Annotated in this window: 10 protein-coding genes and 1 pseudogene; all 11 read left to right on the plus strand. The window is 71.9% G+C overall.

All coding sequences use genetic code 11. The features are described from left to right. Positions 1-372, plus strand: a pseudogene (locus BM013_RS41555) (hypothetical protein); the annotation flags it as partial. 171 nt (positions 373-543) lie between these two features. Beyond that, entirely contained in the window at positions 544-993 is a 450-nt protein-coding gene (gspG, locus tag BM013_RS39245) for a type II secretion system major pseudopilin GspG (RefSeq protein ID WP_093135966.1), read from the plus strand. 111 nt (positions 994-1,104) lie between these two features. Beyond that, the gene (gene gspK, locus BM013_RS39250; protein WP_093135968.1) at positions 1,105-2,100 is read left to right on the plus strand and encodes a type II secretion system minor pseudopilin GspK; all 996 of its coding nucleotides are present in this window, start codon (positions 1,105-1,107) and stop codon (positions 2,098-2,100) included. Then, a complete protein-coding gene (gspL, locus tag BM013_RS39255; RefSeq protein WP_093135970.1) occupies positions 2,097-3,305 on the plus strand; it encodes a type II secretion system protein GspL in 1,209 nt (402 codons plus the stop codon). Before gspK ends, gspL begins: the two co-directional genes overlap by 4 nt. Next, on the plus strand, positions 3,302-3,898 hold the full coding sequence (gene gspM / locus BM013_RS39260) for a type II secretion system protein GspM (RefSeq protein ID WP_177225701.1): 597 nt from the start codon (positions 3,302-3,304) through the stop codon (positions 3,896-3,898). The genes gspL and gspM overlap by 4 nt, the downstream gene beginning before the upstream one ends. A 23-nt stretch (positions 3,899-3,921) precedes the next feature. Next, complete coding sequence (gspD, locus tag BM013_RS39265) at positions 3,922-6,531, plus strand: type II secretion system secretin GspD (protein WP_093135974.1); 2,610 nt, start codon at positions 3,922-3,924, stop codon at positions 6,529-6,531. Then, positions 6,528-8,000 carry a type II secretion system ATPase GspE gene (gspE, locus tag BM013_RS39270; protein ID WP_218153734.1) on the plus strand — a complete coding sequence of 491 codons (1,473 nt, stop codon included), beginning with the start codon at positions 6,528-6,530 and terminating at the stop codon, positions 7,998-8,000. Before gspD ends, gspE begins: the two co-directional genes overlap by 4 nt. A 21-nt stretch (positions 8,001-8,021) precedes the next feature. Beyond that, positions 8,022-9,227, plus strand: a complete 1,206-nt coding sequence (gene gspF / locus BM013_RS39275; RefSeq protein ID WP_093135976.1) for a type II secretion system inner membrane protein GspF — start codon at positions 8,022-8,024, stop codon at positions 9,225-9,227. Positions 9,228-9,410: 183 nt separating this feature from the next. Further along, positions 9,411-10,715: a substrate-binding domain-containing protein gene (locus BM013_RS39280; protein WP_093135978.1), complete on the plus strand. Its 1,305-nt coding sequence runs from the start codon at positions 9,411-9,413 to the stop codon at positions 10,713-10,715. 342 nt (positions 10,716-11,057) lie between these two features. After that, the gene (locus BM013_RS39285) at positions 11,058-11,750 is read left to right on the plus strand and encodes an STN domain-containing protein (RefSeq protein ID WP_093135980.1); all 693 of its coding nucleotides are present in this window, start codon (positions 11,058-11,060) and stop codon (positions 11,748-11,750) included. Further along, entirely contained in the window at positions 11,747-12,307 is a 561-nt protein-coding gene (locus tag BM013_RS39290; protein ID WP_093135982.1) for an RNA polymerase sigma factor, read from the plus strand. Before BM013_RS39285 ends, BM013_RS39290 begins: the two co-directional genes overlap by 4 nt. Position 12,308 lies beyond the last annotated feature (1 nt).

Below are 12,308 nucleotides of genomic sequence, written 5' to 3' on the forward strand. Positions count from 1 at the left end.
AACGCGGAGAACATCCAGGTGAAGGGGCAGTCGGTGGGCATCCCGGTGATCGCGGCGGTGAACGTGGGGGCGCTGACCAACGCGAGCGCGGCGGCCTCGCAGGCGGCGGCGGCCGCGCAGGATGTGCTGCAGCGCGACCGCGCGGCGCAGCGCCAGGCGCTGCCCTCGGTGTTCAGCGTGCGTGTGCTGGGCTTCGGCAACGAAGGCGCGGGCGGTGGCGACAACGGCGGCAGCGCCCCCGGGCCGCGCAGCCCGGAGATGCGCGGCGGCTACGACGCGAACAGCCCGGTGCAGGTGCTCGGGCGCGGGCAGCTCGCCAGCGCGCAGAAGGCCAGGCTCACGGCACAGGAGCAGCGCCTGCTCGCCGAGTGAACGAAGGACGAACCGGCGCGGCGCATGACGCTTGCATGACGCCCGCCGGTTCGTGACGCAGCGCGAGAACTCCCGAGGATTTTCAATCGGACTGACACGCGCCGCTGCCACGATCGCCGGACTGACCCGCCTTCGATGTCCTTTGTGTCTTCTGTTCTGGGGAGTGGAGAAATGGCCGCACGTTCAGCCCGTTGCCGCGCCCGCCGGCACCCCGTGCGCCCGCGCGGCTTCACCCTCATCGAGCTGATGGTGGTGCTGGTCATCATCGGCGTGCTGGCGGCGCTCATCGTGCCCAGCCTGATGGACCGGCCCGACCAGGCGCGCGCCACCGCGGCGCGCCAGGACGTGGCCGCGATCATGCAGGCGCTGAAGCTCTACCGGCTGGACAACGGCGCCTACCCGAGCTCGACGCAAGGCCTGCAGTCGCTGGTGGCCAAGCCCACGGCGGGCAAGGTTCCCGCCAACTGGCGCACCTACCTGGAGCGCCTGCCTTCGGACCCCTGGGGCAACGCCTACCAGTACCTGAACCCCGGCACGCACGGCGAGATCGACGTGTTCTCGCTGGGCGCCGACGGCGAGCCCGGCGGCGAGCAGGCCAATGCCGACGTCGGATCCTGGTAGCGGAGCGTGCACACCACACCGGCCAGGGGGGGGCCAGCGCTTGTGCACGGGCATGTGCACGGGCACGCGCATGCGCACGGGCACGGGCCTGCGTGCGCGCGCCAGCAGGGCATGGCGGTGGTGAGCGCGCTGCTCATCGTCGCGGTGATCGCCATCCTCGCGGCCAGCCTGCTGGGCCGGCAGTCGGCCTTCATCCGCACCACGCAGGGCGACCAGGCGCGCGCGCAGGCGCGCTGGCTGCTGCGCGGCGAACTCGGCCAGGCGCAGCGCACGCTGCGCGCGGAGGCCGTGCGCGAGCCCACCACGCGGCTGGACGGCGCCTGGCACCAGCCGTTCACGCGCGCGGCCAGCGGGCAGGTCGCGGTGGAGGGCGGGCGGCTGGTCAGCGAGATCGCGGACGAGCAGGCCAGGTTCAACCTGCGCAACCTGGCGGACCGCGGCTACCTCGACCCGGCCGAGGTCGAGGTGTTCATGCGGCTGTGCGCGCTGGCCGGCGTGCCGCAGCCGGCGGCACGCGCGGTCGTGCGGCGCGTTGTGCTGAGCCTGGGCGATGCGCAAAGCGAGGCCAGCGCACCCACCGCGCCCGCCGCGCCCGTCGTGGCCACCGACGCGCTGCCCGGCACGGTGCGCGAACGCGCCGCCAGGCTCGCCGAAAGCATGGGCCTGCCCGCCGAACTGCCGCGCACCGCGCAGGCGCCGCGGCTGCGCGCGCTCGAAGACCTGCTGGCCGTGCCCGGTGTCGATGCCGCACAGCTCGCGCGGCTCGCCCCCTTCGTGACCGTGCTGCCCGAGCGCACCTGGATCAATGCGAACACGGCGAGCGCCGAGGTCGTCGCCTCTGGCGTGGCAGGGCTGTCGCTGGACAACGCCCGCGCCTTGCTCGCGGCGCGCGACCGCGGCCAGTGGTTCGTCAACCGCGGCGACTTCGCCAACCGCCTGCGCATGCCGGGCCTGGACACCGCCGAAGTGCGCATGGGCGTCACCAGCAACTGGTTTCGCGTGTCGAGCGTGCTGGACACCGCGCGCACGCGCTTCGTGCAACGCGCCTTGCTGCATGACGACAAGGGCTCGCTGCCGCGCGTGGTGTGGCTGCGGGAGGGGGTTTGAAGGCCGGCCTGCTGCGGCTGCAGCTGCCGCCCTGGCCCGGCCGTGCGGACGCGCACGTCGCGCTGCGCTGCGGCTGGCGCCTGCCCGACGGCACATGGGGCGACGGCGGCATGCTGGCGCTGGGCGACGTGGCGCGCAAGTTTCGCGCGAAGCGGCTGGAGGCCTGCCTGCATCCGGGCGACGTGCCCATGGCCGCGTTCACGCTGCCGCCGCTGGCGGGGCGGCGCCTGCGCGCGGCCGTGCAGGGCGCCATCGAGCCGTGCGCGCTGCAGCCGCTGGACCGGCTCGTGACCGCCTTCGGGCCGCGTGCCGAAGACGGCACCGTGCCCGCCGCGTGGGCCGCGCGCGACGCGGTGAGCGGCTGGCAGGCGCTGCTGCGCGCGCACGGCCTGCCGGTGCGCGCGCTGCACCTGCCCGCCGCCTTCCTGCCGTGTGTGCCCGAAGGCGCGGCGGCGTGCCGCATCGACCAATGGCTCGTGGTCCGTACCGGCAAGGACCATGGCTTCGTTCAATGGCTGCCCGAGGGCGCAGCGCCGCCCGCGGCGCTGCGGTGGATCGAAGACGGTGCCGCCGAGCGCTGGTGCGGCGAAGGCTGGGGCTGGTCGCTGCCCGCGAGCGAAGCGGGAGGTGTGCTCTCCGGTGCACACCGCGCCGTGCCGGTCGGCGCGCTGCTCGGCTGGGGCGCGCTGGCCATGGCCGTGGGGCTCGCCGGACTGAACCTCCATGCGAAGCAACTCGCCACGCAGGGCCAGGCGTTGAAGCGGCAGATGGCGGCGCGCGTGAAGGCGGCCTTTCCCGAGGTGCCGGTGGTCGTCGATCCGGTGCGGCAGGCGAAGCAGCAGAAAGAAGCGCTCGCGGCCGGCGCCGTGCCCGCCGCCGCGGGCGACGCGGCGGGGCTGCTGCGGGCCGGCGCGAACCTGCTCGCGCAGGCGCAGGCGCAGGTGCAGGTGCAGGTGCAGGTGCAGGTGCAGGTGCCGGCTGGCCAGGTGCAGGGGCTGCGCTACACGGCCGGTGAACTGCACATTCGCTGGCGCGACGGCGGCGCACCGGCGGCCGACGAGCGGCGCGCGCTGCAGGCACGGGCGGCCGAGCAAGGACTTGCCGTGCAGGCCGATGCGCAGGGCCTGCGCGTGAGCATCGCGGCCGTGGATGCCGTGGACGCCGCGAAGGTCCGCAAGGCCGACGACGTGAAAGGCACGCCGTGAGCGCCGGCCGCCTTCACTTCGCGCGCAAGCGGTGGAAGGGTCTGCACGACGCCACCGCGCGTTGGCAGGCGCTGCCCGCGCGCGACCGGCTGGCCGTGGGCGCCGCCGTCGTCGCCATGGCCTTGCTGCTGTCGTGGCTGGTGTTCGCGAGGCCGGCACTGGACAGCGTGACGCGCTGGCAGCGCGAGCTGCCCCGGTTGCGCGCGCAGTCGGCCGAACTCGACCGGCTGCTGTCGGACGTGCCCGCCGCGCAGGCGCCCGCGACTGCCAGTGCCAGCGAAGCGCCGCAGGCGGGCCTGGACCGCGCGGGGCTGCAAGGCCTCTACCGTATCGACACGCTGGTGGCCGACGCGCCGCCGGGCGCGGGCAAGCCGCCGCCCGCGAAGGCGTGGCGCATCGAGTTCAGCGAGCCGGTGCCGGCCACGCGGGTCTTTCCGTGGCTGCTGGACGTTGCCGCGCGCGCCGACCTCGAGGTGACGGGCATCGCGATCGACCGCGCGGACGCCCCCGAAACAAGCGGCGCGCAAGCGCCAGGCCGCGTGCGCGGCGTCGTGGACCTGCAGTCCACCCCTCTCTACAAGGATGGCCCGTGAGACGAGATCGACAGGGCGCAGCGATGCGCCGATGGACCCTGGCGTGCAGCGTCGCGCTGACGGGGCTGACGGGGCTGGCAAGCCTGGCGGCCGCTGCACCTGCAACGCCCGCCACGCCGGCACAAGCCGCCCGCAGCGGCAGGGACGAGCGGGTGGTGCTCAATTTCGTCGATGCCGACATCACCTCGGTGGTCTCCGCGCTGGCCCGCTTCCTGGGCCGCAACTTCCTGTTCGACCCGCGCGTGAAGGGCCAGGTCACGCTGGTCTCCGAAGGCGAGGTGTCCGCCGCCACGGCCTACGGCATGCTCGCGACGGCGCTGCGCATGCGCGGCTTCGCGATCGTCGACGTGGGCGAGGTGAGCCGCGTGGTGCCCGTGGCCGACGCGCGGCAGCAGGGCGGCGCGGTCAACGCGCGCAGCGCCGGCGGGGGCCTGGCCACGCGCACCTTCCGCCTGAACTACGAGAACGCCGAGGCGATGGTGCCGGTGCTCAAGCCGCTGATCGCGGCCGAGAACAGCATCGCCGCCTACCCGGCCAACAACACGCTGGTGGTGACCGACTACGTCGACAACCTCGAGCGGCTGGCGCGCATCGTCGAGAGCATCGACACGCCGACCTCGCTCGACGCGGAAGTCGTCAAGCTGCGCAACGGCGTGGCCGTGGACATCGCCGGGCTGGCCAACGAGCTGCTCGAAGGCACGGGCGACAAGGGCCGCCGCGACATCGTGGTGCTGGCCGATCCGCGCTCCAACAGCATCGTGATCCGCTCCAGCAGCCCGGGGCGCACCGCGCTCGCGCGCGAGCTGGTGGCCAAGCTGGAGAACGCGCAGAGCGACCCCGGCAACCTGCACGTGGTGTACCTGCGCAATGCGCAGGCGGTGCATCTGGCGGGCGTGTTGCGCGGGCTGCTGACGGGCGAGTCGCCGGACGCTTCGGGCGCGGGCGGCAGCTCGGTGCGCGCGGCGCTGGGTGCGGGCGGGATGCTCGGCGGCGCAGGCGGTGCAGGCGGTGCAGGGGGCACGAACGCAGGCGGTGGCGCGAACGGCGCCGCCGGCAGCACCGGCGCGACGACCAGCACCGGCGGCGGCGCCAGCTCGGGCAGCAGCCTGCGCGGCGGTGCGTTGCGCGCGGGCGGCAACGGCGCATCGGCGGGCGGCACGGGCAACGCCGCGGCCTTCTCGGCCGGCGGCGTGACGGTGCAGGCCGACGCCACCACCAACACGCTGATCATCGCGGCGCCCGAGCCCATGTACCGCAGCCTGCGCCGCGTGATCGACACGCTCGACCAGCGGCGCGCGCAGGTGCTGGTGGAGAGCCTGATCGTCGAGGTGACCGAGCGCGACGCATCGGAGCTGGGCATCCAGTGGATGGCCGGCGGCGGCAACGGGCGCGGCGTGCGCGGCGGCACCAACTTCGGCGCCGCCTCGCTCAATGCGAACGCGCGCAACACCATCGAGGCGATGCCGCGCGGGCTGAACATCGGCATCGTCGACGGCACGGTCAACCTGCCGGGCGTGGGCGAGATCCTCAACCTCAAGCTGCTGGCGCGCGCGCTGCAGGCGAAAGACGGCGCCAACATCCTGTCGACGCCCAACATCCTCACGCTGGACAACGAGGCCGCCTCGATCATGGTGGGAAAGACCGTGCCCTTCGTGAGCGGCCAGTACGTCACCAACGGCAACAGCAGCACCAACCCGTTCCAGACCATCCAGCGCGAGGACATCGGGCTGAAGCTCAACATCCGCCCGCAGATCTCCGAGGGCGGCACGGTCAAGCTCGACATCTACCAGGAGGTGTCGAGCATCGACGAGCAGACCTCGGGCGCGGCCGGCATCGTGACCAACAAGCGCGCGCTGGACACCAGCATCCTGGTGGACGACGGGCAGATCATGGTGCTCGGCGGCCTGATGGAAGACAGCGTGGCCAACGGCACCGAGGCCGTGCCGGGCCTGGGGTCGCTGCCGGTGGTAGGCAACCTGTTTCGCTACGACAAGCGCCAGCGCGTGAAGACCAACCTGATGGTGTTCCTGCGGCCCTACGTGATCCGCGACGCCAACGCGGGGCGCGGCCTCACGCTGGACCGCTACAACTTCATGCGCATGCAGCAGGGCCGCGCGCGGCCGGTGCCGCATGGCCTGCTGCCCGACACGGGCGCGCCTGCGTTGCCGCCAGCCGATGTGCCGACCGCCTCCGTTGCCGGCCGGCAGGGCGGCGCGGCGGAAGTGGACCTGCGAGCGCAGAACTGGGAGCGCACGCGCGAGCAGGCGCCGCCGCCCACCGCGTCGGCCAGCGAAGTGCGGCAAGCGCCGATGCCGGCCGCGCCGCCGCCGCCGGTGCTGCGCTCGCAGCTGCCCAAGGGCGTGACGGTCGACTCCGACCCCGCCGCGCTGTATGGCGGCATGAACGACAAGGTTTCGGTGGTGCAGATCGCCGACGTGCAGGCCGAGCAGGACGCGGTGCGCATCGTGAAGCGGGTGCGCATCAGCGGCATCGGCGCGTACATCGTCGGCGGGCCGGGCGGCGAGGGCAACCTGGTGCGCGCGGACATTCCGCGCGACCCGCAGGCGGTGGACAACGCCATCGCGGTGCTGCGCGAACTCGGCTACCGGCCCGAGCTGGTGGTCACGCCGTGAACGGCGTGGCACCGGACGCCGCCGCGCTGCCGCACGCCTGGGCGCGCACCCACCGCGTTGTGCTGCGCAGCGAAGGCAATGAAGGCAATGAGGGCAACAAGGGTGAAGTGCCGTGCCTCGTCGTGTGCGAACGCACGCCGGGCTGGGCCATCGCCGAGGCGCGCCTGCGGCTGGGCGCGCTGCCGCTGAAGCAGGTCTCGTCGCAGGAGATGGACGCGCTGCTCGGCGCCAGCTATGCCGAGACGGGCGACGCGGCCTCGGTGGTCGGCGCGGTGGAGCAGCAGGTCGACCTCGACCGCCTGATGCAGGACATGCCCGCCGTCACCGACCTGCTCGACGCGCAGGACGACGCGCCCGTCATCCGCATGATCAACGCGCTGCTGGCGCAGGCCGCGCGCGACGGCGCGAGCGACATCCACCTCGAGTCCTTCGAGACGCATTCGGTGGTGCGCTACCGCGTGGACGGCACGCTGCGCGACGTGGTGGCGCCGCGCCGCGCGCTGCATGCGGCGCTGATCTCGCGCATCAAGATCATGTCGCAGCTCGACATCGCGGAAAAGCGCCTGCCGCAGGACGGGCGCATCACCTTGCGCGTGGGCGGCCGGCCGATCGACGTGCGCGTGTCCACCGTGCCGACCGCGCACGGCGAGCGCGCGGTGCTGCGCCTGCTGGAGAAAGACGCGGGCCGCCTGCGGCTCGAGCGCCTGGGCATGGCCAGCGACACGCTGGCCGAACTCACGCGCCTGGTGCGCCAGCCGCACGGCATCGTGCTGGTCACCGGCCCCACGGGCAGCGGCAAGACCACCACGCTGTACGCCGCATTGAGCCAGCTCGACATGAGCACCAGCAACATCCTCACGGTGGAAGACCCGGTGGAGTACGACCTGCCCGGCATCGGCCAGATCCCGGTGCACGGCAAGATCGGCATGACCTTCGGCGCGGCCCTGCGCGCGGCGCTGCGGCAGGACCCCGACAACATCATGATCGGCGAGATCCGCGACCTGGAGACCGCGCAGATCGCGGTGCAGTCCTCGCTCACCGGCCACGGCGTGCTGGCCTCGCTGCACACCAACGACGCGGTGTCGGCCGTCACACGCATGACCGACATGGGCATCGAGCCCTTCCTGCTGTCGTCGTCGCTGCTGGGCGTGCTGGCGCAGCGGCTGGTGCGCTGCCTGTGCCCGGCCTGCAAGGCGCCGCGCGAGACGCCCGAGGGCGGTGTGACTTACGTGGCCGTGGGCTGCGCGGCCTGCGGCCATTCGGGCTTCAAGGGGCGCACCGGCATCCACGAGCTGTTCGTGGTGCACGACGATGTGCGCCGGCTCATCCACGAGGGCGGCGACGAGCAGGCCATGCGCGCCGCGGCCGCCAGGCGCGGCATGCGCTCCATGCGCGAGGACGGCCAGCGCTGGGTGCGCGAAGGCGTGACCACGGCCGAAGAAATCCTGCGCGTGACGCGCGACGCCTGAGCCCGACCGGAGCGCTTCCAGATGCCACGCTTCGCATACGAGGCCGCGACGGCCGGCGGCGAACTGCAACGCGGCACCGCCGAAGGCGAGTCCGCGCGTTCGGTGCGCGCGCAGTTGCGCGAGCGCGGCCTGGTGCCGCTGGAGGTGCGCGAACAGGCCGGCGACGGCGGCGCGCTGGCCTGGCTGAACCCGCGCCTGGGCGCGGCCGACCTGTGCTGGGCCACGCGCGAACTCGCGAGCCTGCTGGGCGCGCGGCTCACGCTGGAGGCCGCGCTGGTCGCCACCATCGAGCAGGCCGAGCGCAAGCACGTGGCCGATGCGCTGAGCGCGGTGTGCGACAGCGTGCGCGCGGGCATGCGGCTGGCCGATGCATTGGGCGAACGCCCGCGCGACTTTCCGCAGATCTACCGCGCGCTGGTGAGCGCGGGTGAAGACTCGGGCGATCTCGCCCGCGTGATGGAGCGGCTGGCCGACTACCTGGAGAACCGCGACAACCTGCGCGGCAAGGTGCTCACCGCCTTCATCTATCCGGCCATCGTGGGCTTCGTGTCGCTGTGCATCGTGGTGTTCCTGCTGGGCTACGTGGTGCCGCAGGTGGTCGGTGCCTTCGCGCAGGCGCGCCAGGAGCTGCCGGCCATCACGCGCGCGATGCTGGCCGCGAGCGCCTTCGTGCGCGAGTGGGGCTGGCTCACCGTGGGCCTGGTCGCCGGCGCGGGGACGCTGGCGCGCGCATCGCTGCGCGACGCGGGCCGCAAGCTGCGCTGGCATGCGCTGGTGCTGCGCCTGCCGCTGGCGGGGCGCTTCGCGCTCGGCGTGGACACCGCGCGCTTCGCGTCCACGCTGTCGATCCTCATGGATGCGGGCGTGCCGCTGCTGCGCGCGCTGGAGGCCGCGCGCCAGACGCTGGTGAACGAATGGATCAAGCGCTGCGTGCTCGAGGCCACCGGCCGCGTGAAGGAGGGCACGCCGCTCGCGGCGGCGCTGAAGGCGCAAAGAATCTTTCCGTCGAACCTCGTGCACCTGGTGGCCAGCGGCGAGAAGACGGGTGCGCTCGCGGCCATGTTCGAGCGTGCCGCACTGAACCTTTCGCGTGACCTCGAGCGCCGCGCGATGCGCCTCACCACGCTGCTGGAACCCTTGATGATCCTTGCGATGGGCGGTGTGGTGATGGCCATCGTGCTGGCCGTGCTGATGCCCATCATGGAGATCAACCAGATGGTGCGCTGAGCGTTTTGTTCGGGAGCATTTCTCACCGTGTTCCCGAGTTCGTTTCCGCCTGTTGTCACCTGTGGAAAAGAAGATCAAAGGCGTCGCCAGAGGGGCGACACGGGAAGCGAAGGGACCGGCGAAAACACACACCGCGCCGGTCCTTGGCAGCTGATTTCTTTTGGTCCATTCCAAGGAGTTTTCATGCGTTCAAATTTCAAGACGGTCGCCCTGTCGACCATGATGATGGCGTGCCTGATGGCCGCCGGTGCCGCCTCCGCCCAGATCGCTGTCGGCGGTGGCGCGACGCTGCCCGAACCGCTGTACAAGGACCTGCTGCCCAGCGGCGTGGGCTCCACGAACTACACCTACACCGGCACCGGCAGCGGCGCCGGCAAGAAGGCCTTCCTGCAGAACAACGCGCAAGCCACCGTGGGCAGCGAGTTCCGCAATGAAAGCCTGGCAGCCCGTCCGATCTGGGCGACGACCCAGTCGGTGCATTTCGCCGGCAGCGATTCCGTGCTGACCGCCGCCGAACGCGACGCCTACAAGCTCGCTCACATCGAATCGTCGCCCGGCGTTCCGGTGACGGGTGCCGCCGCCTGGGGCCCGCTGATCCAGATCCCGGCCGTGGGCGCCGCTGTGCTGATCCCCTACAAGAGCTCCACCACCAGCGCCATCTCCAGCCTGAACCTGCCGGACGCCAAGATGTGCGCGGTCTTCTCGAAGACCAGCGGCGGCCGCACCTGGGGTGAACTGCTCGGCACCACCGACACCACGCCGATCCAGGTGGTCTACCGCAACGAAACCAGCGGCACCACCGAGCTGCTGGCCCGCTACCTCATGGCCGCTTGCCCGACCAGCGGCTTTGTCTTCTCCAACAACTTCCGCACCGTGGTTGCCGGCGCCCTGCCGGCCGGCACGCCGCAGCCCCGCCTGTCGACCGCTCCGGCTGACCCTGCCGCCGACGCCATCTGGACGTTCGTCGACGGCAATGGCGTCATGGCGACCTCGTTCACCACGGCCGGCCGCATCGGCTACCTGAGCCCGGATGTGGCGTTCAACCCGACCAACGCCACGCTCGTCGCGACGGTGAACGGCTTCGCGCCGGTTGCCTCCTCGATCAAGACGGCGCTTGCCAGCCAGACGCTGCCCCTGGGCGGTGCGTCGACCGACCCGCTCGCCTGGGTTCCGGCCTATGTGAAGCCGCCGGTCTCCGGCACCGGTGCCAGCTACCCGATCTTCGGCACCACCAACCTGCTGGTGAACCAGTGCTACAAGGACCCGGCGATCACCACCAAGGTCCGCAACTTCCTGGCCCGCCTTTATGTGCCGAGCCCGCTCGTCGCCTCGCACGGCTTCGTTGCGCTGCCTGACGGCACCGGCGTCGCTGGCTCCAACGCCAACTGGAAGTCCGCCATCCAGACCACGTTCCTGAGCACGACCGCCGCCCTGGGCATCGGCAACACCAACGTCTGCAACGGCATCGGCCGTCCGGTGAGCAACTGATCGCGTCCTGGCGCATGTCCTTGCGCGACCGCGACCGCGACAGCAAGGTGCTGGCGGTCGTGGAAAAGCCCCGAGACCACTGGCTGCGCCCCGGCGCATTCCGGACCTCGGGGCTTTCCCATGCGCACGCGATCGACGGCCGGAATGCGACGGCAGCAGCCGGTTTTCCGATGTCATGCAAGCGTCACCGCCCAGAGCTAACGTGGGCCGGATTTGCCGATGTACCCCGCCTGCCGGGCGGCGAACGCCGCAACCCAGGAGCATGTGCGCCCACCCGGTATGAGAGCGAAGACGGCATCGGTCGGTGTCCTGGCACTGGCATGGTGCCTTGGCGGCGGTGCCATGCCGTTCGCCGCGCTGGCGCAACGGCCGGCGCCGGTCGCGGTGGCGACGTCCGCGGCGGGCATCGAATTCGACATTGCCGCGCAGCGCCTGGGCGATGCCATCGCCGCCTACAGCAAGGCGACGGGGCTGGACATCCTGATCGACGGCGCTCACGCACAACGGCTGTCGGCAGCGGTGCGCGGCACGTTCAGTGCCATGGAGGCACTGGAGGCCATGCTGGCCGGCACGGGGTTGGAGGCGCGCCATGCGAGCGCGACGTCGGTGGTGATCCGCGCATCGCGCACGGCCGGCGGCACGGCCTCGTTGCCGCTGCCGCCCGACGCCGAGGGCATGGAGGAGTCGGGGTTCAAAGAAGGGGAAGTCTTGCATCAGTCCTATGCCGCCCTGGTCCAGCGGGCCTTGAACGGCACCCTGTGCGCCTCGACGCAGACGCGTCCGGGCAGCTACCGCCTGGCAATGCAGCTGCACGTGGACACGCGCGGCGTGGTGGACCGCCTTCGCCTGTTGAGCACGACCGGCGTGTCCGACCGCGACGCGGCCATACAGATCCGGTTGCGGGGCCTGTCCGTCGGCAGCCCGCCGCCGCCGTCGCTGCCGCAGCCGATGGTCGTCCTGCTGCTGCCGGAAGGGCCGGGTGCATGGTCCGACTGTGCGCAGGCGGGCGCCGACGCGAACGGACGCATGCCATGAGCGAAGGCATGTCGTCCACGTTGCGCGCGCGCATGGTCGCGCGCTATGTCGAGTTGCGCGGCAAGCTCGAGCGCATCGTCGGCTCGCGCGACGACGCGGCCGATGCCATGCAGGAAACCTGGCTGCGGCTTTCCGCGATGAGTTCCACGGCGAACGACGGCGGCACGGTGAACAACGCCGACGCCTACCTGCTGCGCATGGCCGCGAACATCGCCACCGACCGCTACCGGCAGGACAACGTGCTGCTGGTGCGCGGCGAGATCGACGACCTGCTGCACATCGTGGACGAAGCGAGCGACCCCGAGCGCATTGCCAGCGCGCGCAGCGATGTGCAGGCGCTGAGCCTCGTGCTCGGGCGCATGCCCGAGCGGCGCCGGGCGATCCTGGTGGCCGCGCGCGTCGAGGGCCAGCTCAACGACGAGATCGCGCAACGGCTCGGGGTGTCGCTGAGCACGGTCGAGAAAGAGCTGCGCGCCGCGCTCGAATACTGCAAGAAGCATTTGCCCGACGTGGAGGCCGCGCAGCGCGGCCACTTCGCCGGTGCCAGAAAATACTGAT

Origin of the sequence: Variovorax sp. OK605 (assembly GCF_900115445.1) — a bacterium.
Taxonomy (GTDB): domain Bacteria; phylum Pseudomonadota; class Gammaproteobacteria; order Burkholderiales; family Burkholderiaceae_C; genus Variovorax.